The organism is uncultured Thermosynechococcus sp., assembly GCF_937958135.1.
GTDB lineage: Bacteria > Cyanobacteriota > Cyanobacteriia > Thermosynechococcales > Thermosynechococcaceae > Thermosynechococcus.
The window spans coordinates 1-24,942 of sequence record NZ_CALGOG010000055.1 but is presented as its reverse complement, the minus strand read 5'-3'; the positions used below and the strand labels follow the sequence as shown (position 1 = coordinate 24,942).

The 24,942-nt window shown below is 52.9% G+C and carries 25 protein-coding genes and 2 pseudogenes; 10 read left to right on the top strand and 17 right to left on the bottom strand.

Annotated features, from left to right (window positions below; genetic code table 11):
* On the top strand, positions 1 to 683 hold a 683-nt coding region (locus Q0711_RS06990; protein WP_299042079.1), incomplete at its 5' end, for a hypothetical protein.
* On the opposite strand, the gene Q0711_RS06985 is transcribed toward Q0711_RS06990, so the two are convergent.
* Genes Q0711_RS06985 through Q0711_RS06975 form a run of 3 tightly spaced genes read right to left on the bottom strand, consistent with a single transcriptional unit; the run spans position 680 to position 3,349 of the window.
* Positions 680 to 2,302, bottom strand: coding sequence for an MBL fold metallo-hydrolase (locus Q0711_RS06985; protein WP_298616117.1), 1,623 nt, complete (start codon positions 2,300 to 2,302; stop codon positions 680 to 682). The two genes, Q0711_RS06990 and Q0711_RS06985, sit on opposite strands and share 4 nt — an antisense overlap.
* A 32-nt stretch (positions 2,303 to 2,334) precedes the next feature.
* Complete coding sequence (locus Q0711_RS06980) at positions 2,335 to 2,469, bottom strand: hypothetical protein (protein ID WP_298616163.1); 135 nt, start codon at positions 2,467 to 2,469, stop codon at positions 2,335 to 2,337.
* Between the two features lie 49 nt (positions 2,470 to 2,518).
* Positions 2,519 to 3,349: an FAD-dependent thymidylate synthase gene (locus tag Q0711_RS06975; RefSeq protein ID WP_298616115.1), complete on the bottom strand. Its 831-nt coding sequence runs from the start codon at positions 3,347 to 3,349 to the stop codon at positions 2,519 to 2,521.
* A gap of 429 nt (positions 3,350 to 3,778) precedes the next feature.
* On the opposite strand from Q0711_RS06975, the gene Q0711_RS06970 reads away from it, so the two are divergent.
* From Q0711_RS06970 to Q0711_RS06950, 6 genes and pseudogenes are all read left to right on the top strand, one after another.
* A complete protein-coding gene (locus Q0711_RS06970) occupies positions 3,779 to 6,958 on the top strand; it encodes an efflux RND transporter permease subunit (RefSeq protein WP_299042076.1) in 3,180 nt (1,059 codons plus the stop codon).
* A gap of 101 nt (positions 6,959 to 7,059) precedes the next feature.
* A complete protein-coding gene (locus tag Q0711_RS11690) occupies positions 7,060 to 7,221 on the top strand; it encodes an ATP-binding cassette domain-containing protein (protein WP_298616111.1) in 162 nt (53 codons plus the stop codon).
* A gap of 149 nt (positions 7,222 to 7,370) precedes the next feature.
* Positions 7,371 to 8,015, top strand: a pseudogene (locus Q0711_RS06965) (FHA domain-containing protein).
* A 42-nt stretch (positions 8,016 to 8,057) separates the two neighbouring features.
* Entirely contained in the window at positions 8,058 to 9,473 is a 1,416-nt protein-coding gene (locus tag Q0711_RS06960; RefSeq protein ID WP_299042073.1) for a serine/threonine-protein kinase, read from the top strand.
* 202 nt (positions 9,474 to 9,675) lie between these two features.
* Positions 9,676 to 9,795 (top strand): annotated as a pseudogene (locus tag Q0711_RS06955) (IS5/IS1182 family transposase); the annotation flags it as partial.
* A gap of 71 nt (positions 9,796 to 9,866) precedes the next feature.
* A complete protein-coding gene (locus tag Q0711_RS06950; RefSeq protein ID WP_298616107.1) occupies positions 9,867 to 10,310 on the top strand; it encodes a SufE family protein in 444 nt (147 codons plus the stop codon).
* Between the two features lie 56 nt (positions 10,311 to 10,366).
* Here the strand turns inward: Q0711_RS06950 and Q0711_RS06945 are convergent, their stop codons facing one another.
* The 4 genes from Q0711_RS06945 to Q0711_RS06930 all read right to left on the bottom strand — a co-directional run bounded on the left by Q0711_RS06945 (position 10,367) and on the right by Q0711_RS06930 (position 13,039).
* Positions 10,367 to 11,491, bottom strand: coding sequence for a DUF4335 domain-containing protein (locus Q0711_RS06945; RefSeq protein WP_298617305.1), 1,125 nt, complete (start codon positions 11,489 to 11,491; stop codon positions 10,367 to 10,369).
* Entirely contained in the window at positions 11,491 to 12,096 is a 606-nt protein-coding gene (locus tag Q0711_RS06940; protein WP_298616103.1) for a DUF3038 domain-containing protein, read from the bottom strand. Before Q0711_RS06940 ends, Q0711_RS06945 begins: the two co-directional genes overlap by 1 nt.
* Before the next feature lie 6 nt (positions 12,097 to 12,102).
* Complete coding sequence (locus tag Q0711_RS06935; protein ID WP_298616101.1) at positions 12,103 to 12,306, bottom strand: DUF751 family protein; 204 nt, start codon at positions 12,304 to 12,306, stop codon at positions 12,103 to 12,105.
* A 94-nt stretch (positions 12,307 to 12,400) separates the two neighbouring features.
* Complete coding sequence (locus tag Q0711_RS06930) at positions 12,401 to 13,039, bottom strand: HD domain-containing protein (RefSeq protein WP_298616098.1); 639 nt, start codon at positions 13,037 to 13,039, stop codon at positions 12,401 to 12,403.
* A 149-nt stretch (positions 13,040 to 13,188) separates the two neighbouring features.
* On the opposite strand from Q0711_RS06930, the gene Q0711_RS06925 reads away from it, so the two are divergent.
* Complete coding sequence (locus tag Q0711_RS06925) at positions 13,189 to 14,535, top strand: AAA family ATPase (RefSeq protein ID WP_298976076.1); 1,347 nt, start codon at positions 13,189 to 13,191, stop codon at positions 14,533 to 14,535.
* Positions 14,535 to 15,335, top strand: coding sequence for a hypothetical protein (locus Q0711_RS06920; RefSeq protein WP_298976078.1), 801 nt, complete (start codon positions 14,535 to 14,537; stop codon positions 15,333 to 15,335). Before Q0711_RS06925 ends, Q0711_RS06920 begins: the two co-directional genes overlap by 1 nt.
* Before the next feature lie 40 nt (positions 15,336 to 15,375).
* Here Q0711_RS06920 and Q0711_RS06915 read toward each other — a convergent pair whose 3' ends face one another.
* The 8 genes from Q0711_RS06915 to Q0711_RS06880 form a co-directional block, all read right to left on the bottom strand.
* Entirely contained in the window at positions 15,376 to 16,173 is a 798-nt protein-coding gene (locus tag Q0711_RS06915) for a hypothetical protein (RefSeq protein WP_299042070.1), read from the bottom strand.
* 97 nt (positions 16,174 to 16,270) lie between these two features.
* Complete coding sequence (gene psbA / locus Q0711_RS06910; protein WP_299042067.1) at positions 16,271 to 17,353, bottom strand: photosystem II q(b) protein; 1,083 nt, start codon at positions 17,351 to 17,353, stop codon at positions 16,271 to 16,273.
* A gap of 185 nt (positions 17,354 to 17,538) precedes the next feature.
* Entirely contained in the window at positions 17,539 to 17,691 is a 153-nt protein-coding gene (locus Q0711_RS06905) for a hypothetical protein (protein WP_298612849.1), read from the bottom strand.
* A gap of 292 nt (positions 17,692 to 17,983) precedes the next feature.
* Positions 17,984 to 19,525 (bottom strand): Gldg family protein, encoded by a 1,542-nt coding sequence (locus Q0711_RS06900; protein ID WP_299042065.1) that lies wholly within the window; start codon positions 19,523 to 19,525, stop codon positions 17,984 to 17,986.
* Positions 19,526 to 19,537: 12 nt separating this feature from the next.
* The gene (locus tag Q0711_RS06895) at positions 19,538 to 20,365 is read right to left on the bottom strand and encodes an ABC transporter permease subunit (RefSeq protein WP_298616931.1); all 828 of its coding nucleotides are present in this window, start codon (positions 20,363 to 20,365) and stop codon (positions 19,538 to 19,540) included.
* On the bottom strand, positions 20,358 to 21,329 hold the full coding sequence (locus Q0711_RS06890) for an ABC transporter ATP-binding protein (protein ID WP_298612858.1): 972 nt from the start codon (positions 21,327 to 21,329) through the stop codon (positions 20,358 to 20,360). Before Q0711_RS06890 ends, Q0711_RS06895 begins: the two co-directional genes overlap by 8 nt.
* A gap of 67 nt (positions 21,330 to 21,396) precedes the next feature.
* On the bottom strand, positions 21,397 to 22,146 hold the full coding sequence (locus Q0711_RS06885) for an MBL fold metallo-hydrolase (RefSeq protein ID WP_298612141.1): 750 nt from the start codon (positions 22,144 to 22,146) through the stop codon (positions 21,397 to 21,399).
* A 51-nt stretch (positions 22,147 to 22,197) separates the two neighbouring features.
* A complete protein-coding gene (locus tag Q0711_RS06880) occupies positions 22,198 to 22,800 on the bottom strand; it encodes an aminodeoxychorismate/anthranilate synthase component II (protein ID WP_298612144.1) in 603 nt (200 codons plus the stop codon).
* A 66-nt stretch (positions 22,801 to 22,866) separates the two neighbouring features.
* Between Q0711_RS06880 and Q0711_RS06875 the strand changes: the two genes are divergently transcribed.
* The gene (locus Q0711_RS06875; RefSeq protein ID WP_299042062.1) at positions 22,867 to 23,616 is read left to right on the top strand and encodes an HAD family hydrolase; all 750 of its coding nucleotides are present in this window, start codon (positions 22,867 to 22,869) and stop codon (positions 23,614 to 23,616) included.
* 16 nt (positions 23,617 to 23,632) lie between these two features.
* Here Q0711_RS06875 and Q0711_RS06870 read toward each other — a convergent pair whose 3' ends face one another.
* Together Q0711_RS06870 and Q0711_RS06865 are read right to left on the bottom strand one after the other, a co-directional pair.
* Complete coding sequence (locus Q0711_RS06870; RefSeq protein WP_298612151.1) at positions 23,633 to 24,307, bottom strand: RibD family protein; 675 nt, start codon at positions 24,305 to 24,307, stop codon at positions 23,633 to 23,635.
* Positions 24,304 to 24,660, bottom strand: coding sequence for a DUF1830 domain-containing protein (locus tag Q0711_RS06865; protein ID WP_298612154.1), 357 nt, complete (start codon positions 24,658 to 24,660; stop codon positions 24,304 to 24,306). The genes Q0711_RS06870 and Q0711_RS06865 overlap by 4 nt, the downstream gene beginning before the upstream one ends.
* Positions 24,661 to 24,942 lie beyond the last annotated feature (282 nt).

The window sequence follows — 24,942 nt, the reverse complement described above, 5'->3', positions numbered from 1 at the left end:
TAGAGCACAGCGATCTCCGCCAAGTCCAAGCCTTTATGGTCACGGTGTTACCGGCACCCGAGATTCCGGCTGTCTCCGCCCCACCCAAGAGTAAAACAGTCACCGGCCCGCAGTTACCCATCTTAGGGGATACTACCCTCGAACCTGTACCGGTAAGCGGCTTTTGCCTACCGCCCCAACTGAAGCCTGTGAAAGCCCCTGTGGTGGTGGATTTGCCTAGTTTTTGTCAGCCCCTGTCTGCGGTCACGGTGCCACCGCCTCAGGATTTGCCCATGGATCGCCAAGAGCGATTTTGGTTGCGATTGCAACGGTTAGCGGAATTAGCACCCCCCCCGGCATCCACAAATTCTGAGACTCCCTATCCATTGACCCCACCCCGGCTCATGCTCTCACCGGAGCCACTGGTCTCGCCGCTGCACCTCAAGGTGAATTTGCCTGCAACCCAACGGGGATGCTCCGTCAAAGTGTGGATCACCGATGGCGAAACGGGAGAGTTAATTGCGGGTCCCCGCTGGCTGGTGGACTTTGATTTTTATCGCTATGGGGATGACTGGCAAACCGTCCTCCATATTGACGTGCCCGCCAGCGTGCATTCTATTGCCCTGATGGCGATCGCCATTGATCCTAAAACCGGCGCCGAAAGTCCAACGGTGACCCTGCGGCGGCAGCTCCAAGTGACCTAGCTTTCGGGTTCGGGTTGGGTTTCTGCCCGCTCAAAGGCCGGACAATAGCCCTCTGGCGCCACTTTGAAGTTGTACAGGGCAGAGGCCTCATTCCAGCAGCGCTGACCCCGATAAAACTGGCAATTAAAACAGCTTTCCTGATCGGGGGCGATGGAAGCTGATGTCCCACCCAGCACTTCCTTAGGGGTCATACCGCGAATCAGCAATTGCTCCCCCTGCCAGGAGGCAAGGACAAAACCCGTATCCGCCAGCCGTCGCCAGCGCGGATCGGTGGTCACAGAGGCCGGCAGACGAATGATTGCCTCATCGTTCCACTCAGTGACCTCCCCCTCATAGGCCACTTGCATTAGGGAAGTGGGTGTGGAAAGCGCCAGCTGACCAATGGGAAATTCAATCCTTGAGCCGCTGGTGGGTGTGTGTAGATGGTAGCGGTTGCTGAGTTCATTCAGACTGGCTAAATCGGCAAGGTAGTTGGGATCGCCATGGATGAGAACCACATGCTGCGGCCGAATATTGTGAATCAGCTGAGTCGTCGCAGGGCCATCGGCATGGAAGGAGAGTAGAAATGTATCCACCTCCACATTGGGTAACCGGGCCAAGTCAGGATTGTCTCCTCGAAAGGGCTGACCATAGCGCAGCCGTGGATAGAGCACAAGCCAAGGTCGTTGCCCCTGGGTCACGTAGGGCCGCAGGTCTTGATTCTCCTCCACAAGGACAATGGTGGGGGTCTCACCCCGAATTTGTGCCAAACTGCGCAAGGGCTGAACTTCGGGCTTAACCCGCTGATCCCAAAAGAGGGATTGGTGTTGAGCAAAGTTCTGAATGGCGGTGGGTAAATGGGGCAAAACCGTAAGGTAGGCATCGCAGCCGCGGGCGATCGCCGGACTCACCCAAATCTGAATCGGCTGTCCTGTAAAAAGATGATGACTGCGCAGCAGGATGAGAATTTCTTGGGCTGTACCGAGGGGAGGAAGGGAGAGCAGGACGTTATAGCCTTGGTCAACCGCCGTGCGAATCCGCTCTGCCAATTGGTTTTCCTGCTGACGGCGGTGGGGATGACGCGCTGTGCCTAAGCTAGCCTCAATGATCAGCACATCCGGCTGCAATCCCCGCAAATCCGCTAGGGGCAGTCCTTCCGTAAAGCGAGTATGGGACAGGAAAAAATCCCCCGTGTAAACCACGCTTAAGGGGGGGCGTTCTGTGTTTGGGTCCTGGTATGTAAGCACAAAAACCGCTGCCCCCGGCAAATGCCCTGCGGGAAAGAGTTCTGCCGTCAAGCCATCGCCAAACTCAACGGGCGATCGCCAAGGCAAAGCGCGGCAGAAGGGGGGAACCGTTTCATCTGGCCAGTTGAGGGGCAAAAGCTGGGTCGTCACCTCACTGGCATAGATGGGAATATGGGGAAAACGACGATGGAGTGCCAACAGACTCTGGGCATGATCCGCGTGGGCATGGCTACAGAGCACCAAGTCAAAGGGATGCTGTTCAATCTCATCGAGGGGCAATGCATCAAGGGATGGGACACCACAGTCCAGCAAAATCCGATAGGTGCCAATTCCTAAGCCAATGCACACCCCCTCATCGGCGTGACCCACCCCATAGTTGAGGCACTCGATCATGAATCGTGATCAGTTATCCTCCCTAGTCAGTTTTAGTGAGCAGAACCGTTGCCGTGGTAGTGATCAGTGTCGTAGAAACCATTGCGGGTGCCAAAGACCAAACACAGCACAATAAACACTGGCGTAATGGCCAGCAAAATGGGCTTCACGTTAATGGCAACGTCCATAGCTGCGCTCCTCGCTGTCGTCAACTGAGTAAATAGTGTCTTCTGCTACTCAGTGTATCGTGGATGATTCGCGGGGATTCGCTGATTTTCTCTCCTCAAAGTAACGCAGTTGCCGCCAACCCACAAAATTCGCATAGGGCTGGCGATCGCCCATACATTCAGCCACGTGCTCCAAGGGAGACAAATGCTTGGGGTCTGCCCCCGCCAAGCGGTGATACAGGGCTAGATCCGCTTCTGGGTCACTGCGTCTGCCATCCCGCAGATAGTAAGACACCCGCGCACAGCGAGCCACCGACATATACTTACATTCTTCAAGGCTGTACCGTTCACGCTCATGGGCATCAATATAGGGCAGGTGCCACTCCCCCACAGCCACAGGGGTCGGCTCATGGGTTTCCAGCAGGTGCTGAATTAGCTTGGCCAAGGCTTGCATTTCGGGTTGAGCATCGGGGTGGTTACGCAGGCGCAAAAAGTTATCCCACTCGGTGCTACTCACCACCGTTTGCATCCACATCCACGGCTCCAGCATGCGGTTGACTACTTGCTTGTGAATGCCTAGCTCATGGAGTTGCCGCGCCCCCTCAAGAACCGCGAGGCGGGTTTTCAACCAGATTTCCTTGGCCGCCTCCTTGTGTTCGCTCTCTTGGCGCGCCTGCATCCCCGGTTGATTTTGCCCCCAATGGTAGGGAATGACGGGATTCTCTTCCACCTGCGCCATCATCTTTGTCACTGGCACTGCCCGCGAACTGGCGGAATTGCGGGAAAACACCCGATGGGTGAGGAGTTCGCTGTGAATAAAACGCGGATATGTCAGTTGCAGTGTAACCAAGCGCACCCCTGCGGGTGAAATTGAATCGGCAATTACACGCCCGTCTTGCATCTTTGCTCGTTTGAATCTCTGCCTTTTCTAGGCTAATGCAAGGGGAACACCGTCTGCCCGATCTGCTATTGCAAAGCCCTTGAACTTTGTGCTGTGGCACAGTGGAGCTAGACCTGTTGTGGATAAACCTTCAATCCAAGAGCCGCTACTTTCCTGAAATTAACCTGAGGGGGTTGATGAGTGCGGTTCTTCAAGAGGCTGCGTTCAGGGAACAGGTGCTCCGTGATAGAATTCCTCGCGCGGATCAAGGCTTGTATAGCGATACCCTGCTCCCAACCCTACCCGCCCACCTGAGGGAGAGGGCCATCAGCCCCTGGGCAGACTTGAGGAATGTTTCAGGAAGAGAACTACGCTGATGAAAGCTCAGAAACGATTTGTTACAGTAGCGGTGTCTAAGGGGTAACTCTTACGGATGAGGTTTGAACTGCCATGACCTCCCCACGCTTTAGTTTTAGCGGCTTGGCGGTGACCCGCCACATCGGCACCCTAATGCTGACGCTGACTGTTATTGTTTTGGCAGTCTTTACCCTTTGGCGTCTGGAGGTGGATCTGCTGCCGGGGATTACCTACCCCCGCATTGGTGTACGTTTAGATGTGCCGGGGGTAGTGCCCAGTGTGGCCGTTGAGGAGGTAACCAAGCCCCTTGAGGAAGCCCTTAGTCGCACAGAGGGCGTGGTGCAGGTCTATTCCCAAACCCGTGAAGGTCAAGTCAGCATTGATTTATTTTTTGAGCCCGGCGGCGATGTCGATCAGGCCTTAAATGAGGCCACCGCTGCTTTTAACCGTGCCCGCAGTGCACTGCCCGACATTATTGAGTCGCCGCGCCTCTTTAAGTTTGACCCTTCGCAATTGCCGGTCTATGAGTTTGCCTTGACCTCAGAAACCCTCAGTGGCCGAGAGTTACGGGTTTTCGCTGACGAAGACTTGGATCGCGAACTCAGTATCGTTCCGGGTGTAGCCGGGGTAGATGTCTCTGGGGGAACCACTGAAGAAGTACGAATTCTTGTGGACTTAGAGCGATTGCAGGCCACGGGAGTGGGGTTAAACCAAGTTCTGACTGCCCTGAGCGATCGCAACCAGGATGTCTCAGGGGGCCGCATTCGCGGCCAAACGGCAGAACCTCTCACCCGCACGGTGGGGCGGTTTCGGGATGCCGGTGAAATTGAGGAGGTGGTGTTGAGGGGCGCCAATGGTCAGCGGCTCTATCTGCGGGATGTGGCGCAAGTTGTTGATGGCAGTGCCGAGCAGCGGGTGTTTGTCACGCTCAATGGCCAACCAGCAGTCAAAGTCAGTATTCTTAAGCAGCCAGAAGCCAACACAGTGGCAGTGGTTGAGGGGGTTAAGCGCCGCCTAGGGGAGTTGCAGGCAGCCAATCTCGTGCCCCGCGAGGCTCAAATTGTGCCTGTTCTCGATGAATCAATTTATATTCGCAACTCTCTCAATAATGTGATTACCGCCGGTCTGACGGGGACATTGTTAGCAGCGATCGCTGTGCTACTCTTCCTTGGTTCTGTGCGGCAAACCCTGATTATTTTACTGGCGATTCCCCTGTCAACCATGGCGGCGCTCCTACTAATGGGGCTATTTAACTTCTCCCTCAATGTCTTCAGCTTAGGGGGGCTAGCGCTCGGTGTCGGCATTGTTGTGGATAACGCCATTGTCATGTTGGAAACCTTGGCGGATATTGACCCCCACTCCATGAGCCAAGAACAGTACCTTGAGGAAGTAAAACGGCGGAGTCAAAGTATTGAATCGGCGCTTTTGGCCTCTACCCTCACTAACTTGGTCGCTATTTTGCCCTTTTTGTTGCTAGGGGGCTTGATTGCGCTGCTCTTTAATGAACTGATCCTAACGATTAGTTTTGCTGTTGCGGCGTCACTGGTGGTGGCCCTGACGGTGGTGCCAGCGTTGGCCTCACGTCTATTGGGAATGCGGATGCAAAATCGCCTGCGGCAGGTGGCCTTTATTCGCCTTTTTAATGAAAAGTTTCTCTGGCTTTCAAGACGCTATGAATGGGCATTGGCACGAGTATTGCGGGCACGCTGGCTGGTGGTGGGTCTGGCGATCGCTCTGCTGGGGGGCAGCAGTTGGTTTTTAGCCCAGCAAATTCCCCAAGAATTGCTACCGCGCATTAATACCGGTCAAGTCAACCTAACGGCCATTTTTCCGCCGGGCATGCCCCTCCCCACGAGTCGCCGCATTATGGAGGCCGTAGATGAGGTGCTGATGGCACAACCGGGGACGGAGGCGGTTTTTACCACAACTGGGGGTGCCCTCTTTGGTACGAATACAATTGCCAATCCCCTGCGGGCAAACAGCACCATTATTCTGCAGCGCGGCATTAATGTAGATCGCTATATTACCCAAGCCACGCAAGCCCTAGAGCAACTTAGCCTTGTGGGAGTGCGGCTGCGCCTACGTCCTGGTCAAGTGCGGGGAATTATTCTCACCAACTCACCGGTGCGCGGCGCCGATATTGATGTCATATTGCGGGGCAACGATGAGCAGACCCTCAACCGCTTTGGTCGCCAAGTGCTGCAAGTCCTTGATGAAAAGGCCACCTTGGTGCGCTTTCGTCCCGATGCCGATCCCCGCCAGCCAGAAATTCAAATTCTGCCAGATTGGGAGCGCGTGAGCGAGCTGGAGCTGAATACCCTCAACCTTGGCCAGACCATTCAAACCGCCTTGGAAGGGTTTGTGCCCACCCGTCTGCAACGGGGCGATCGCTTAGTGGATATTCGGGTTCAACTGGACAGTGATAGCATTCAAAGCCCCGCCGATCTCGCAAACATTCCCATTTTTACCCCCAATAACCGCTCTCTGCGCCTTGGGGATGTTGCCCGCATTGAACCTAGCCAAGCCCCCGGCGAAATTCGCCGCATTAACCAGCAGCAGGTCTTTATACTCGCCGGAAATCTTGTCGAGGGCGCCAGCTTGAGTGCGGCGCTTGCGCAGGTCAATGACATTCTTAACAGTTTGGAGTTTCCGCCGGGGGTATCCTTGATGCCGAGCACCGCAGCCCAAGCCAATCAGCAATTGCAACAGGCCTTGGTGGTCTTGGGCAGTTTAGCAGCCTTTCTCGTGTTTGTGGTCATGGCGGTACAGTACAACTCCCTGCTTGACCCGCTGGTGATTATGTTTACAATTCCCTTGGCTTTGGCCGGTGGAATTTGGGGGCTATACCTGACACAAACAGCGATTGGTGCCACGGTGATTGTTGGTGCCATTTTGCTGGTGGGGATTGTCGTCAACAATGCCATCATCATGGTGGAGTTGGCGAATGAGATTTACCAACAGGAGGGCTGTAGCCGTAGCCAAGCCATTCGCAAAGCTGCCCCTGCCCGCCTCCGCCCGATTATGATGACCACGATTACAACGGTGGTGGGGATGTTCCCCTTGGCATTGGGTCTAGGGGAAGGCTCAGAATTTTTGCAGCCCCTTGGCATTGTTGTGTTTTCCGGCTTAGCTGTGGCAACACTGCTCACCCTCTTTCTCATTCCCTGTTTCTATGTGATTCTGCATAGCTTTGAGCGTACCACCCCCCGCAGTCTTACGCCTTCTTTGCCAACACCGCCTGTCCTCTCCCCGGAGGAACTTCAGGAACCCTAGGCTGTAGGCCAACATTACTGTATTAGATTGGTAGGGAGGCCACTACCCAAGTTCTGCTGGTAACTGCTGTTGGCCCTATTGCCGAGGTACGCCAACGGAGCGTGTTTTACCGCAATCAGCCACTGCTCAGCAATGTCAGCCTCACCCTTCAGCCGCGACAACTGGTGACGTTAATCGGTGCTTCTGGATCCGGCAAGAGCCTACTCCTACGCTGCTTGAACTGCTTTATTGAACTTTTTCCGCCATCAGCACGTTGGCAATGAACCCGTATAGAATTGGGGTGTAAAAGCTAACCTAAATATAGAGACAGCTAGCTTCTTTAGCTTTACTCTGGGAAGTAGAGATAAACCATAGGTACCCTCATCTTAGGTTGGTTGGATCGGCAGTGGAATAGGGCATCATCTCTATTTCCATGATGATCTGTTCCGAGTGTTTGCCTCCCAATCCCCTTGGTGCTGTTTAATGTGAAGCGTGTTTTTCGCCCATGCCCAGTATGACTCCTTGTCCAAATTGTGGTGCCCCCGTTCAACCAGACGCTAGCTTTTGTGGCCAATGTGGTTTCAATCTGCGTCGCATTGCCGTCAGCCCACCCCCAATACCAAAGGTGATGCAACACCCAACAAGTGCTACACCAGCTGTGGAAGTCCTTGCCCATCAAAGACGGCTAACAACGCTACCGCCGCCGCCTCCCCCACCAGCTCATGTCTTCTCAATGGAGATTCCCACCATTGAAGCTAAGCTAATTCATGTGCAAACGGGCAGAGAGCTGAAAATTCCCACGGGGCGTCCTGTGATTCATATCGGCAAGCCCAATGATCGTATCCCCCCGGATATTGATGTGGCTGGCTTTCCCAACTCAGAAATTGTCTCCCGTATCCACGCAGATCTGCGAATTGAGGGGGGTGCCCACTATATTGAAGATGTTGGAAGTGCCAATGGCACTTATATTAACAATACTCCCCTTTATCCGGGCAATCGTCACCGCCTGCAATCGGGCGATCGCATTGCCTTAGGGAAGGGAGATTTAGTCAGCTTTATCTATGAACGCATCTCCTAGTTCTTTAGAGTGTATTTAGGTACAAAGAGGCGGTTAGACAACGTGATTACATTGACATTGCTCCACCCTGTTCAGGCTACTCCGGTGCAAAGCTGGACCTTTGAGAATGAAAATGTCATCCGCATTGGCCGAGCGGTAGATAATCACGTCGTACTCTATAGCGCAGTGGTGTCGCGTCACCATGTAGAACTGCGTCGTCATGGCTTGCAATGGGAAGTGGTCAATCTTGGCACTAACGGTACCTATTTGGATGGCAAACGCATTCAGCAGGCCACCTTAGTGGATGGTGCCATCCTTCGCTTGGCACGCTCTGGACCCAATATTAAAATTCGCCTCGGTTCTGATCGGCATCCTGCTACTCCCAATGCCCGCATGGAAACAGTTCCTGAAGGTCGCTTGGTAGATGCTGAGAAGGGCACCTATGCAGGGGAAGAGGAACCCCGCGGTACAGTTGCTGAATCCACCCCCCGTGCTGAAGAGAGCACCCCCACCTCCAGTAGTACCAGTGTTCCCGCCCAAGAAGAGCAAGGGGCTGAGTTTGCGGTGATAGGCCAACTCCCAGTTCATTTACTGAGTGAATGGCGTGCTCCCCCTGATTGCCAGCACAGCCATGCCCAAGAAAATGATATTTTTTGCATTGACTGTGGTGTACCGCTGCGCGTCTGGAAAACCCTTGGTCACTACCAGATCATTCGTGCCCTTGGTCAAAGCAACATTTATTTGGGCTGGCGCAGTGGGTTAACGGCGGTGATTAAGGGACATAGTCTTGCTGCATCCCGCGAAGAAATCCGTGCCTTTCAACGCCAGGCACGGCAGTTGTGCAAAATCAAGCATCCGGTGTTACCCCAATTTTGGGAAGCTTTTCGATACGGCAGCGACTCCTACTTGGTCTCAGAAATGGTCTATGGCCAATCCCTAAAACAGCGGATTCAGGAACAAGGGCCAATGAACGTGATTGAGGTCAGTCGTTGGCTTATTCCTGTGTGTGAGTTGCTCGAACTCCTGCACCGGCAAGACCCCCCTGTTTTGCATTTGCACATTCGTCCCTCGAATCTCATTCATCCCTACGTGAGGCGGGAAACCACAGATTTGGTGTTAGTGGGCTGGTGTAAAGCGTCAGTTCTGACCTCTGATTCAGGGACGTTTATTGGCACTGTGGGCTATTCGGCACCAGAACAGCAGGAGGGAAAACCTGAACCCGCTTCGGATCTATTTGCCTTGGGGGCAACGATGGTGTATTTGCTTACAGGCTATGAACCGGAAACCTATTTCCGTTGGGGTACCCGTGAGTATCGTCTCTATGCGGAGGATATTCCCCACTTAGATCCCCGGATGGTGGATTTGATCAACTGTTTGACCCACCCCGATCCTCGGGAACGCTACCCCAATGCTGCAGAAGTGAAGAAACACTTACAGGAAATTGCCACCATTCCCCCCGCAGTTTCTTCAAGAGCCTAGGGGATGTTATTGCCGCTAACAATTGCCTTGGTGTTCGGTTGACATGCAAGCCATCAGCATTCATAAGCAGACCCCTATGGATCGGTGCGGCCTTTGCGATGATTCATAGCAAACCATCGAGGATTTGCTCCTAAGGAAGGAGGGAAGAAGGGTGGCACTGCCAAGGAATTGTGGGTTGAGGCAAGAGTGTATCCTTATCCGTCGGGAGTTGGTTGAGCATTTCTGTACCAAACTCAACCTAAAGCGAGTCATAGGCAAGCGTTACGCAGCAGAAAACTTTTTAGGCGCAATATATATTGCTGCTTCTATCTGGTTTTGCTAATGACACACTGTATATCGTATACGTCTATATTTAGAGAGTAAATTCGTTAAAGTTCTTAAATCTTGCTCGCGATGAAAACCACTCATGCTTTGCCCACCACATTGGAAAAAATTGTGCAACGCTTTGAACAAATCCAAGACTCCCGCCGCCGCTACGAATATCTCCTCTCCTTTGCCAAGCAGGTTCCTGAGCTATCAGCAGCGGAATGTACCGCCTCTACCCGTGTGCCTGGCTGTGTATCCCAAGTTCATATTGTGGCTGAGCTTACTGATCAAGGTAAAGTCCGGTTTCGCGGGATGGCTGATGCCCAAATAACGAAAGGACTGCTCGGCATTTTAATCACAGGTCTGCAAGGTCTCACTCCCGCTGAAATTCTACAGCTCACACCCCACTTTATTGAGCGCACCGGACTCAATGTGAGCCTTACTCCTTCCCGTAGCAATGGCTTTTACAACATGTTTCGCTATATCCAACGGCAAGCTGCAACTCTGGCAACGGTCTCGTGTTCCAGTTAAAGGTCTCGCGCAGCTGTTGTGCAAAAAGTGGTAATACTTATTAGTGGTAATACTTATTAATTGTCGCTAAACACCTGAACCGTACCAGAGGGCATCAGTACCAACCTGAGTAAGATTGGTCGCTCCCCCGCAAAAGGACTGGCTAAAGGACTTTCCCGTAATGGGATGGGCGTGCGATCAATAAAACGGGCCGCCGCGCCATTCAGGGGGAGCGCTTGGGCAAGGGTACCATCGGGGTTGAGGACGATACGGTATTCTAAACTCGTGTCTAGGTTGGCCGGCGGGCGCCAACGGTCTTGAAAATAGGCTTTCACCTCCCGCAAAGTGGTTGCAGGGACGGGGGTTGCTTCGACTGTGGGAGTGATCATTGGAACAGGTTCAATACTGGCAGGTGCGGCCTCCGTGGGAGCTTGGATGACGACGTTCCTTTGATTGGGGGATTGCGGCCGGGGTTCCTCTTGGGCAGGAGGGGGTGGCGGTGGGGCAGGCAGGCTCGCTGGGGGAGGCATTGCCGCGGGGGAGGGCAGCGGTACAAGGGTGGAGGCTTGCGGGGGAGCCGGCGGCGGACTAGGCAGAGGAGCCAGTTGCGGGGTTTCTAGAGATTCCGGCAAAGGGGATGGCATCCCTAGGGGGGACGGGTTGGATTCCCTAGGGGAAGTGACAACCATTGAAGCTGGTGGCATTAGCCAGCGTTGAGTAACAAGGGTGAAGGCAGCCACGATGCCCACGCCCACCGCTGCACTTTTGGCCCAGATTGGGATTTGAGCAAGGATCGATTGGGCGCGTTCCACCAGTTCCGGCAATGGTTCCATGACGGCAGACCAGTCATCGAGAACGGTCACTAAATCGTATAACTCGGTCAGTTGCAGCAGAATCACCCGCCCATCGGGTAGATGCAATTCATGTTCGAGGGGCGATCGCGATCGCAAAACTAAGCCTTCTATGACGACTTCTGTCGGTGTTTGGGGATGAGTGAGAAAGCTCTCAATATATTGGTTGACCAGCGTTTTTAGTTGATAGAGCTGGCGATCGTTGCCCTCAAATCTTAGTTTTTCTCCGAAAGCTAGGCTAAAGTGGAGCGATCGCACCGGTGCACGGCGTAGCTTTTGACTGAAGGGCAACAATTCAGCGGCAACATCCAGTTGACAGGTGGGCTGAGAATAGCTGAGGGTGGTACTCATTAGACATCGGAATGGGGAAACAGGACGGGCAATTCAGGCGCTGGTGGAGGTGCTGGCTCAGGTTCCACCAGGGATAGGGAGGGGGTTGCAGGCGTCGTGCGTTCTAGGAGGGTAATCCAGAGGCGACGTGCCCCTTGGGGTGTACTGTAAAAGAGCAAGTCCACAAGTAAATCTAAAGCCAGTTGCGCCAATTCAGGACCATCGCTCCTGTTGTCGGCCATGCGCTCTTGATACAAGCCGGTGAAGCGGTCAATGTAATCGCCGAGAACCGGATCTAAATGGGGAGGGCGACCTTGGCTCGCCTGCTGTTGCCAGTGTTCAATGGCGGTGCGGATGGTTTGCCGATGCTGCTGCGCTAAACGGCTACAGATCAAAGCTAGGGCACGGGCTTCATCCACATCCAATTTGCGTCGCCCAGTGCGACCTCGCCGCAGGGGACTCGCTTGCCGCAATCGCCACAGCCCTACGCGATCGCGCAAATAGGCTTCAAACCCCATTGCTTCTGCCAATGTCAATATCTCTGCCGAACCCACCTGCGCCAAAGCTTCCAGACTCAGCAAAATCAGATCAATTTGTGCCTTGATGGGTAGGGAAGAGGTCAGCATGCCACCTTATGCAGCAGTTAACCCCAGCATGGCGCGTAACGTGAGAGCTACAAACGTCAGCAGCCCTACCATCAAGCTAACAAGAGCGATCGCGCTCAGGGGACGCTTAAACAGGGGCACCAATGGTTCGAGGACATGCCACACTACCCCTAATAAGACAGTGACAAAGTAGCGTTGGTAGCGCAGGACATTTTCCCAAAAGCCATCCATTGGTTGCTGCTCCTAAGTTGGTGACGCCGGTGGGTTTCAAGTTGCTTTCATGATACTACTCCAGCGGAGACTCTGGGGAAGCAACCCTCTCGGCCTATGCCACAGGCATATAACCAGACGGCAGTACAAGACCCTCCTTCTTCTCGACTGCATGGCTCAGTTCTTGATAAGTTTGTTGCAACCGCTCCAATAGACTGAGGGGAATGAGATGGGCGCTCTCAAAGGCGGCAATTAACTCGCGGTAGTACCAGAGAACTCCCTCCCGACCTGCCCGAAAACGCTCCCAAAGATCACCACCAATGTTGCGATAGTCTCTGAGAATGCACAGCAAGTTATGCAACTTATCACTGGCGGAAACCAGTTGGGCATCGCGATCCGCGTTGGTTCCTTGTTGAATATGTTTGATATAGCTCAGTTTGCGAGTTACCCAAGGCAGTTTTGCCTCTCCTTCTAGAGTATTGGCCACTGAATCAGAACAGGCGCGGACAATTTCAGCCACGCGATCGCCATAACGCTCACGAATCGCCTCTAGGATCGGCAGTCCCCCTTGGTCTTCAACGGCATCATGGAGGAGACCCGCGATCGCCACATCCTCATCGGCACCATACTCAAGGGCAATCATTGACACTGCAACTAAGTGGGAAATGTAGGGCACATTTGATCCCTTGCGCGTTTGTTCGCGATGCAGAATAGCGGCATACTCCAAAGCATCGAGATAACGGAGAGAGGGCATCTGCCTTACCTCAAGTATCTATTGCTATTGTGGAGCAACTCTTCGCGCTTTTACCGTAAAGATTTGTTAGCACATTGAATTGCTCATTGTTATCAAGGATAATTTTGCTGGATGTGTTTCTAAGCGCACTCCCTGCCTGGTGGCTTCCCATGAGCAATGAAGCAAACATTGAACAGAAAATTATCCTGCCGTTGCTCAAGCAGTGGGGCTACAGTGACGCTGAGTACCAAGCCAAACCACGGATTGGCAATGAGTATCCCGATTTTGTTGTCAGGTTGTCCAGAACCGATGTCTCCCCCTTTAACTATCTCATCATTGAAGTCAAAAGTCCAGAACAAAAAAAACTCAGTGGCAGTCAACAACTCAAGCGATACATGGCAATTGGCCGCACTGTCTTTGGTCTCTTGACCAACGGTCGAGAATACCAACTGTTTTACCAGAACCCGCTGAAGGAGCCGCTGCGGCAAGTCAACTGTTGTTCAGGAGATCTTGACAAAAAGGCGTTGCAAAAATTGGGTAAACTTCTCCATCGCTCCACCGCTACAGCATTGATGAATGCTCTTACTCACCAGCAATTGAAGGTTTACCATCATTTTGAAAAAGAGTTGACTAAGAAATTTTCATTCTTTATCTCATCAATCCCAGCCAAGGAGGCATCCATGATCATTACGGTTTTTAACCACAAGGGAGGCGTTGGTAAAACCACCCTAACTCTTAACCTTGGTGCTGCGTTTGCTGAAATGGGTAAGCGAGTTCTTCTTATTGATATCGATCCTCAAGCAAATTTAACCATCGGTGTAGGGATTGACCCCCTCAGGGATGTCGAAGAGCAAGGGAGGAAAGACATTAGCGATCTGTTGCTAGAGCCACGGGTCAGCCTAGAGGAAGTGATCTATAGAAAATCTTGGGATGATTTACAGCTAGATGTGGTTCCCTCTCATATTCGCCTTGCGGATAAAGAACCTGCCCTCATTAATACCATTGATATTGATCGGGTGTTGCAACGCAAACTCTCTAATCACAGTTATGATGTCATTCTCATTGATCCACCACCAGCCTTCGGTAAAGTAAATACAATCGCTCTCATGGCTTCTCACGGTGTGCTTATCCCCACTCAACTTGCCCCTTACCCCATTCGAGCAATAGAGTACGTCCTTGCTCGGCTAGAAGCAATGAGGAATGCCATGGAAAATCCACCTCGCCCCCTGGGTATTGCAGTTAGCATGTACAACCGTTCAAAATCCGCAGCTAACCAGCAGATGAGAAGCAAACTAGAGAACATTCTTTCAAAATACGGCAATACCATAGAGATTTTGCCTGAGAGCACATGGATTCCTGAGAAAGTTACCATGCTGCACACTATAAACTTCGGTCAACCCATCTTCAGCGAAAAACTCTATCACGAACTTAGACGGGACAGAAACTCGCTTGATGATTTAACTCAATCCTTTCAAAACTTAGCTCGTTATCTCTCTAGCAAAGCTCTCACGAAATAATGAATGATCTAGAAAAAATCTCAAAACATCTGACTCCCCGCCCAGTATTTCAGGGGCAAATTCACGTTGACTCTCTGAGAGTGCCAAGCAGTTATCCTCCGGACTTACTGTCTTCCTCACCGCAGCTTATTCGTGAAGACTTACAAAGGCATCGCACAAACCTTGTGCCGCTAATTATTCGGCCGGTAGAGGAGGGAGAATATGAAGTTATTTTTGGCAAAGAGATAGTTGAATTTGCCCGCGAGCTTGGTATCAATCACTTATTTGCATCGAGAATTGAGCTTCAGGATACAGATGTTCCACCCTTCCAAGAAAGACTTAAATCTATTTTCAGAATAAATCAGAAAGCCGACAGCTCTTATTCACAAACATTGCAGCAAAGCGCCCCAGCAGATCAAACTCCTCAAATAGTGGGAGTACTTCTGGAAACTAAAAATATGTTTTCAAAAATTGAGAATACACTTATAGGATTTGACAATAGACTTAAGAAGATCGAAAATAAATTGGATGAACAAAATAGCTCTCCGCAAAGAATTATTCAGGAATTGGATGAACTCAAAAGAAGTTTGAGTGAATTACAGCAGTCTATCCCTAAGCAAAAAGGGACTGGAGATCGTATTTTGATCAACCGCTGTACAAAACCTGAGAATCTCGTTAAACGTGTGCCGAACTTAACACTCGAAGATGCTGAAAAAGTTATCGAGCGAATCAAACAAAAAAGAAAATTTAAGTCTATTGATGAACTGGAGAAAATTGCTCCTTCAGGCCGCTGGAATGAAGTTAGCATCCTATTCCATTAGCATCTTAATTCCATGTGAAAAGGGCTATATCACGCTACTCTCAATTTGATGTGGGTTTAGGAAGCTGACCCCTCGCAACCAATAGCTCCCATGAGCGCAAAACGGCAACCAAGTCAGAAGCAAGGCGGTATTCATTGGCTTCAGCAAAACGTACCGTTGCGGTGGGGGTAGAGACGAGATGAATAGGCACCGGTCGCTCTAAGGAGGTGGGTACAAAGTCAAGGCCATTGAAGCGGTCAAAGCGGCGATCGCTCAACAGTTGATTAAACTGGCTGACTTGAGCAGTGGTCACTGTGCGCAGCGTGCGGCTGAGGATTTCCCCCCGCGCAGTCGTTGTTTGCTGGACGATCCGACCGTCCTCGTAAAGCAGGGTCGTTGTCACTGAGGGTGGACGGTTCCCAAGAGAATCACTTTGCCGAATCACGCGAAAACTTACGCCTTCAGGAAGGGGAGGTGGCAACGCTTCCGGACTCAGGCGTTGAGGTCGTTGAATTAGGATGCCAATCATTCGACTACCGGCGGCATCCCAGAGAATGAGGGAACCGCTTTGATTGGTGCGATAGACCCACTCTTGGGGGTAGGGGGCGTTGGGGTTTGTCAAGGCAATTTCCCAGCCGGGGGTCAAACGCTCGGCGCAATCAACCCGCAATCCTCCCAAACCCAAACAGCCATCGGACCAAACCCTAGGCTGAACTTGAACGACACTAATTTGATCCGCTTCCTCACCAAACTGCTCGGCAGCGATCGCGATCGCCCGCGTGATGATCTCTGGCGCTGGTGTTGCCGCTTGAACCACAAGAGGCGCTGCTACTACCAAGAGGGATGTCCAACCATTCATTAATAGAGTCCCTACCCTTTGACCATCATAAAGAAAGACCGCCTCCGATAAAGAGGCGGTTCCCTTAACTAGAAGCTAGTTAGAGTTGCTCTGAGAGTTAGCCGTTGATGCTGGGAGCAATCATGGCCACAGGCGCAGACTCAGCGCTAGCTAAGTCGAGGGGGAAGTTGTGGGCATTGCGCTCGTGCATCACTTCCATCCCCAAGTTGGCACGGTTGATGATGTCAGCCCAAGTGTTGATCACGTTGCCTTGAGCATCCACAACGGAGTGGTTGAAGTTGAACCCGTTGAGGTTGAAGGCCATGGTGCTGATCCCCAGTGCGGTGAACCAGATACCGATCACAGGCCAAGCGGCGAGGAAGAAGTGCAGCGAGCGGCTGTTGTTGAAGCTGGCATATTGGAAGATCAAGCGACCGAAGTAACCGTGGGCCGCCACGATGTTGTAGGTCTCTTCCTCTTGACCGAATTTGTAACCGTAGTTTTGAGACTCGGTTTCGGTGGTCTCACGGATCAAGCTGGAGGTCACCAGTGAACCGTGCATGGCGCAGAACAGCGCACCCCCGAAGACACCGGCCACACCCAGTTGGTGGAAGGGGTGCATGAGAATGTTGTGCTCCGCTTGGAACACAAGCATGAAGTTGAAGGTACCGGAGATACCGAGGGGCATGCCATCGGAGAAGCTGCCTTGACCGATGGGGTAGATCAAGAACACAGCGGTAGCAGCAGCCACAGGAGCGGAGTAGGCCACGCAAATCCAAGGCCGCATGCCAAGGCGGTAGCTGAGTTCCCACTCACGACCCATGTAGCAGAAGACACCGATCAAGAAGTGGAAGATGATCAGTTGGTAAGGGCCACCGTTGTAGAGCCACTCGTCGAGGGAAGCCGCTTCCCAAATGGGGTAGAAGTGCAAGCCAATGGCGTTGCTGGAGGGGACAACCGCACCGGTGATGATGTTGTTGCCGTAGAGCAAGGAGCCAGAAACCGGCTCACGGATGCCATCAATGTCCACAGGGGGAGCAGCGATGAAGGCAATCACAAAGCAGATGGTAGCAGCAAGCAGAGTGGGGATCATCAACACGCCGAACCAGCCCACATAGAGGCGGTTGTTGGTGCTGGTGACCCAGCTGCAAAATTGCTCCCACAGGTTCAGTTGCTCGCGACGTTGTAAGACAGTCGTCATAGTGATAAGTCCTGTTGAACAATATGAATGAATACTACAAACCGTTTACAGTTCTCCGGCGAGTTCCTCAGAGACTTCAGGAACACCGACCGGGGTTATGCAACGGAATGTAACCTTATATTAATCAATCTCCCAGGAAAATGTAAAGGGTTATATCTGGATTTTATATTCTGTTAATAATTTTCTCAGGGATCAGCGGTGCCCTCCCGCGATCGCCGGCTGGGGAGGGAAGCAATGGGCAGGGTCAGAATCACCAGCAGCCCCAAAGGCGTGTTTGTGACCACCACCGCGATTGCCCCCTCATGCCAGCTCAGGCCACACTCAAGGGGGTATAGCATGGGGGACTTCCAAAAAAACAGCGTGGTGCCAAGGGGTGAGAATGCGGGTGCTATCTGGGGGGAGATTCAACCGATCCGCTAACCAACTGCCTAAGCCACGAATGTTAAGGATAGAGGTGCGCCCAAGTACCAATGCTTACTTGGCTAAGCTCAGTCCCCCACAAAACCGCAAATCCCAACTTGAGACCCCCGAATAAAAAGCCGTGACCCCACAGCCGCCAAGCAGACCAACGATCAGGGCATAGAGGAGCAAACGAGGGTAACGGTAGGAGACTGTTGCCCTAGAGATGGGCTAGCGTCGTCGCCACCAGACAAAAACAGCTGAGCCAAAACCCACAAGGGGCAATAGAAACACGCTGATCATCTCAATCCAACGACTGGTAGTCACATTGAGTTGCAGGCGGCGGTTGGTCGTTTCGCGAGGACGAATGGAGAGTGCCTTTTGGTCGCGATCGCCCAACCAGAGTACGGAATTGACAAAGAGATCACTATTAATCCCTTGATAGGCAATCACGCCATCGGTCGCAAACTCTGAGTCGCCAAAGACAACCAAGCGGGCTTCCTTTGGGGGATTGTTACTCAACTGACGAGTAATTGCCACACCAATCGGCAGCGGCCCTTTGGTATCTACACCTTCGGTGAATTCAAGATTGCCCGACTTCCACTCGGTTTCTGCCCAAGTTTGTGGTCCAGAGAGGGCAATTTCCACAATGTTATCATCCTTTACAGGATCAACACGAATGGCCTGTGCGCGCGGAAAGACGCTAGGTCCTTGGGCAAAGCGCTGAGTAATGGGGTGATTGCCATAGGTGCTGACAATGATTGTGTCAGGCCCCAGTCCCACCTGTTGACCCACCCCGGAGCCATCAATAACCCAGCGGTTATCCAACGTGAGTCCCCAGTTTTTCAGTAAATCCTCAAGACCCGCGTTGACATCCACATCGAGCATCAGCAAAAGGCTGCCGCCACGATTGAGGTACTCTTTGAGCAGATCCTGCTCAAGCCGCAAAAAGGGCTGCCGTGGACCCGCCACAACAATGACATTGGCATCCTCGGGAATTTTGCCTTTTTCCAGCAAGTTGAGAGGCTGTAGTTGCACATCTCGTTGCTCTAGGAGTTTAGCGACCTCACTGAGGCTGGCCGCCCCACCTATGAGGGGGAGTTCATTGTGCCCCGTAGTGAAATAGGCGCGGATTGGGCGATCGCTGGTAACACGAATCAGGGCAGGGGTGAGGTTGCTTTCGGAAAGGTTTTCATCAATGCGCTGGGTTTTCTTGCCCGCCACAACAATCACTTGCCCCACTTGGGTTACGTTGTACTTTTTGGCCAGGGCGGGTTGTTCTTGGGGGTCAATGAACTCGAAGGAAAATTGGTTATTGGCCTGACGGCGGTATTGCTCTAACAGCAGGCGATCGCGACTGGCGGCATTGGGGTCAAACACCAAGACCCGCACCGGCTGATCTAGATTTTGCAAAACATCGCGGGTTTCTGGCGCGAGGGTAAAGGCGCGGTTTTCCGTGAGATCAATCTCAAGAGTGTAGCGATCCGCGAGAAAGTTGACAATGCCCAATAGGGCAATCACAGCAATTACCGTCAAGAGGGCATTGGTACTTGTTTGCGTGGAACGGCGTCCCCAAAAGCCACTAGACACCCGACTTTGCTGGATCAGCCACAGCAGCAGGGCAATCCCCCCCAGGGATAAAAGACTCAAGGGGAGCCAATTCCAGCGCTGCGTGACAAAGCCAGCACTCAAACCCGCAATGATAAGGAGTGGCGCCGCCCACAGCAGTAGCGTGGACATGCCGGCGGCTGAACCTTGGGCAAAACGCTTCATAACCCATACCCCCTAATTGCGCTGGTAACGAAAGGCATCAATGGACTGCGCTGTAAGGAAAATGCCTAGGAAAATATAACTGCCAAAGACAACTAGGCTACTGGTGCGGAAAATTCCGCGCGTCAGGTGGGTAAAGTGCTCTAGGGGTGAAAGATAGGTGAGGAGATCACTGAGATGCCCCCCAGTATGTTTGGCCAAGACATCCAGCACCCAGAGAATTAGCAACACAGCAAACCCCAAAATGGCCGCCAAGATCGTGCTATCGGTCAAGGAGGAGAGAAACATTCCCAGGGAGAGAATGGCAGCGGCTAAAAGAATCAATCCGCCGTTGCCCGCCAAAATCAGCCAAGGGGAGAGGGGCGGCGTACTCTGCCGCAGGGCAACAAACTGATAAACGCCCACCGGCAGCAGGAGCGTGGTATAAAACGTCAACACTGCCAAAAGCTTACCCGTTGCCACACACCAGTTGGTAATTGGTGAGGTGGCCAATAGTTCTAAGGTGCCGCGTTTACGCTCTTCGGTGTAGAGTCCCATGGAGAGCATCGGCAAAATCACTTGGGAAATGGAGCCTAAAAGTCCAAGGAAGCTTTCAAGAATCAGCTTGGGCACATCAACGGCTTGGCTTGGCGCTCCAAACTGCTGTTGCAGTAAATCCTGCTGAGCCACCTGGTTGATAATCGTCGTCATGACAACGAGGAAAAAAAGGCCGCTGAGCAGCCAGAATACGCCGGCAATCACATAGTAGAAGGGGGCAGTAAAGTAACTCTGGAGTTCGCGGCGGTAGATGGCAAGAATGTTGGCAAAAAGGACGCGCAGCCCGTGGCGGGAAACGCTAAGCATGGGCTTTTTCGGGTTCATCGCTGGATTCTGCGACTGGTTCATCGGTCGTGAGCTTCAAGAACACCTCCTCTAGGTTGGCACGGGAGCGGCGCATTTCAAAGAGTTGCACGCCATTTTGGACAAGGAGGTTGGCAAGATCAGCGCCAATTTCTGTTGGACTACTCACCCGCAGCTGCTGTCGCCCTGGGGCAGGGCCATTGTGCCAGGTCATCTGCTGTAGATGGGGAAGGTGTTGTAACAGGGATTCCATCTGGGGGCGATCGCCCACCACTTCGAGGTCATAGGTGTAGTTGCTGCTGAGGCGTTGCAGCAATTCATCCAGTTTACCAATGCCCGCGACTTCGCCTTTGTTGATAATCACTGCGCGATCGCAGGTCATGCTCACTTCTGCCAAAATGTGGGTAGAAAGAATCACTGTGTGCTGTCCCGCCAGGTTTTTAATTAAATTCCGTACCTCAATAATTTGACGCGGATCGAGACCCACCGTGGGTTCATCCAAAATAATGGCGGGCGGATCGTGGACGATGGCTTGGGCAATGCCCACCCGCTGCCGGTAGCCCTTGGAGAGTTTGCGAATAATTGTCCGTTGCTGCTCCCAAAGGCCACAGCTTTTGAGGGCATATTCTACCCGCTGGGGGCGATCGCCGGCACTGACGCCTTTGATGCGAGCTACAAAGTGCAAATAGCCTGCCACCGTCATTTCTGGGTAAAGGGGAGGATTTTCGGGCAGATAGCCAATGCGCTGCCGCACTGCCATTGGATCTGTGTGCACTTCATAGCCTGCAATCGAGGCTGTACCACTGGTTGCCGGCAGATACCCTGCCAAAATCCGCATGGTGGTGGTTTTGCCTGCACCATTGGGGCCAAGGAGACCGAGGATCTCTCCCGTAGCGGCCGAAAAGCTGACATCCCGTAGGGCGACAGTTGTGCCGTAAACCTTGGTCAGGTGCTCAACCTGAATCATGGCGTTTCCTCAACTCGCTACTTGTTCTACGGCAAACAATGACACACAATAATAGCGGTTTTTCTGATCAGATATTGAGAACTTGGATAGTGGTCTTCTGGGGCAAATTGGCTGCCGATAGACTGAGGGACGCACTCCCACTGCGGCGCACCGGAGTTCCCTCCATCACCTTCAAAAAGTCTTCCAGCGCCGCGAGATTACAACTGTTGGGGTCAGCCGCCGCCGTCCGATAGTGGGAAGGAATCACCAAGCGAGGTTGCAGCGCATCAATAGCCGCCTTCGCCTCCTCGGCCGTATAGGCCTTATCGCTCCCCCCCACGGGGACAATGACCACATCAGGCCGTCCCATGAGAATTCGTTGCTCAATGGTGATGGGCATGGCAATCCCCCCCATGTGCAGGAGATTGATGCCCCCCTGCTGCCAGCGCCAAACCACATTGACGCCAAAGCGAAAGCCACCGACGCGGTCATGGCTAGTGCGGATGCCCTGAATGCTCAGACCGTTAACTTTGTAGGAGCCGGGTTGAAAGAGCAGTTTCGGTTGGCCGGGTAAGCCTTCGATGTAGCCTTCGTCGAAGAGGCGACTGCTAATCATGACGATATCGGCAGCAACACGGGGAGGCCGTAATCCTTTGGTGCAGCCAATGGGACGGAAGGGATTCACCAGTACCCGCTGACCACTGCCCGTAAAGAGAAAACAGGTGTGGCCAAACCACTGAAGCGAAAGACCCCTCCCTTGAGCATGGGCTGCCCAATGTCCACCAAGGCTGGCGATCGCCCCAATTTGAGCCAAACGCAAGAACTGCCGCCGTTCCATTTTTTCTCCCGACACTCCTATTCCAGCTCAGTGTACCGAAAAGTGGCCGGCTCACACCGATGGACTGGACACTTGACGCAAAAAGTTCCGTAGCAGGTCTTTGCCGCAGGTGGTAAGAATGCTCTCCGGATGAAATTGCACCCCTTCCAGTGTCGGATATTGGCGGTGACGCACCCCCATAATTAGGCCATCCTCTGTCCAGGCGGTAATTTCCAATACATCGGGACAACTGTCACGGTCAATGACGAGGCTGTGGTAGCGGGTTGCCGTAAAGGGTTGGGGCAGCTCTTGGAACACCCCCACACCACTGTGGTAGATTTCTGACGTTTTGCCATGCATCAGTGTTGGTGCCAGTGTCACCGTGCCGCCAAAGACTTCCCCAATGGCTTGATGCCCCAAGCAAACCCCTAGGATGGGCAGTTTTCCGGCATAGGTGCGGATCAGTGGTTCAGAAATTCCGGCATCCGCAGGGCGACCAGGGCCGGGGGAAATGACAACACCCGCAGGGGCAAGGGCGGCAATTTCCTCGAGGCCGATCCTGTCGTTGCGAAAGACCCGCAGATCCGCAGCAATTGGGAACTCCTGCGCTAGCTCCCCTAAGTACTGGACAAGGTTGTAGGTGAAGCTGTCGTAGTTATCAATGACGATAATCAAGGGAGAAGTATCCTCATCATCTTCTGTGCTTTGTGTTTTGATCCTACTACCCAAGAGGTTTGGGGAATGGTGCAGCTGTGGTGTCAGGGACGCTGTTTTCACTCGGTAGCAGCAGTGATCTTTGATAAAGATGGCACATTAGCGGATGTTGCCGATTACCTGCGGTTGGTGGCGATCGCCCGCGCTGTGAAAATTGCCGAACACTTCCCGAATTTGCAAGAGGCACTACTTCAGGCCTTTGGGGTGATCGGTGATCATCTCGAGCCAACCGGATTGCAAGCAGTGGGAACACGGCAGGAGAACCTAATTGCCGCTGCGGCCTTTGTGGCCACCCAGGGAATTCCTTGGATTGCCGCTTTAGAACTCGTGCGCACGGCCTTTGCAAAAGCCGACCTCCAGTTTACGGCCAAAGCGCCGTGGACACCCCCTCTATCGGGTGTCACTCAATTAGTGCAGCAACTCCACAGGGCAGGATGTGCCTTGGCGATTATCTCCGGCGATGGCAAGTGGGAAATCGAGGCTTTTCTAGACACCTACCACTTGAAGCCCTTCTTCCAACTCTGGCGGGGAGGAGATGAACCACCCACAAAGCCCGATCCGCAGGTATTCCTCAGGGTGTGCGATCGCCTTGGCGTGCAACCAGATCAAACCGTGGTCATTGGCGATGCAGATAGTGACGGCCTGATGGCACAGCGGGGGGGAGCTGCGGGGAGTATTGGGGTTACGTGGGGTTGGCCTACGCCCCCCGTTCTCAATTACTGTGATTGCATTCTTGCCTCCCCCTTGGAGATGCGAATTATCCCTGAGGAGAATTGATTAGACTCAGTGGCGATCAAGCATAGGTGAGACGGTAGTGGAGATACACTTCATTGCCCACAGGTAAGACATTGAGAAGCGTCAACATCCCTGAGAATTCGACTCCATCGGGATAGAGGCTGGGGGCTGCCGACCCCAGGAGGAGTGGGCAGAGGGTCAACCATAATTCGTCAATAGCAGCAATCTGCAACAGGGATGCCAAAAGCTGTCCGCCCCCCAACACCGCCAAGGTTTGCACCCCCGCCCCTTGCATGTTGGCAAACGCCTTGGGCCAGTCAATTGCTTCTTCGCCTGCCCGCCAACACTCATCAAAGGCGGCGGATCCTTGCCAATGGCTAGCCCCCTTCTCAGTGGTCAGCAAGACACGGCGAATCGGCTGGCGAAAGAAGGGAAGCGCAGGGTCTAGGTTGCCGCTGGCGGAGCAGACAATTTGCAACGGTTGGGGCGATCGCCCCTGGCGTTCGCGCTCGGCAATGAGATGGGGAGATTGCAGGCGCATTGCTGTCCCCCCCCAGCGCAACGTCGTCGCCCCAAAGAGTACGGCGTCCACCTGGGCCACCTGCTGTTCAAGGTGTTGAAAATCGTAGTGAGAGGCAATACGTTTGCCGGCCGCATCCGAGCGGGCAAGCTTGCCATCTAAACTTGTGGCCAAAATGGCAGTGGTGCGCGGGCGCAGACTGACTTGACTCAACGACTTGTTACTTTTGTAGCTACAGCCTCAGGAGCTTCATTAATCAATTCTAACCGCCGTTGGATAACGGGATCACTGGGAAAAAAATTACCGGCCCCTTCTTGAACCAGTAGCTCTGTACAGGGGATGGTATCAGAAAGAATCGCGCTGGCCATTGTGCCGCTGTGAACTTCCAGTTGTCCTGCCCGTGGTGATTCAAACACCAGTCGTTGCCCCGGAAAAACAACCCGCTCGAAATACCAATTGGCAATATTGGTAATCCGCACCACCTGAATTTTGCTGGTGGCATTGACATAACAGCAGAGGATGCGATCGCAACTATTGCTAGGAAGGGGATCAAAGATTTGCGGCATAGGGGGTAATGGTTTGTTATGGGAGAGGTCTTTACCCTTGTTAGCCTAGCATTCTCAATTGGCCATAGTTGTAAACCCAACTACAGGATGCAGAGTTGATCCTTGCCTTGAGTTCAGTTCAGTTCCCCTGATCCCCTGCTGGAAAGGCGCAAATGTGTTAAAACCTAAACAGCGATAGAGGTTTATTAAGAATTTAGCGTTTCTATAGATCTTCCTTGGGCTAGTTTATGTCTCTTCGGGTTCTCTATGTCCGTCTCCCCTGCAACCCTATTTTTCCCATTG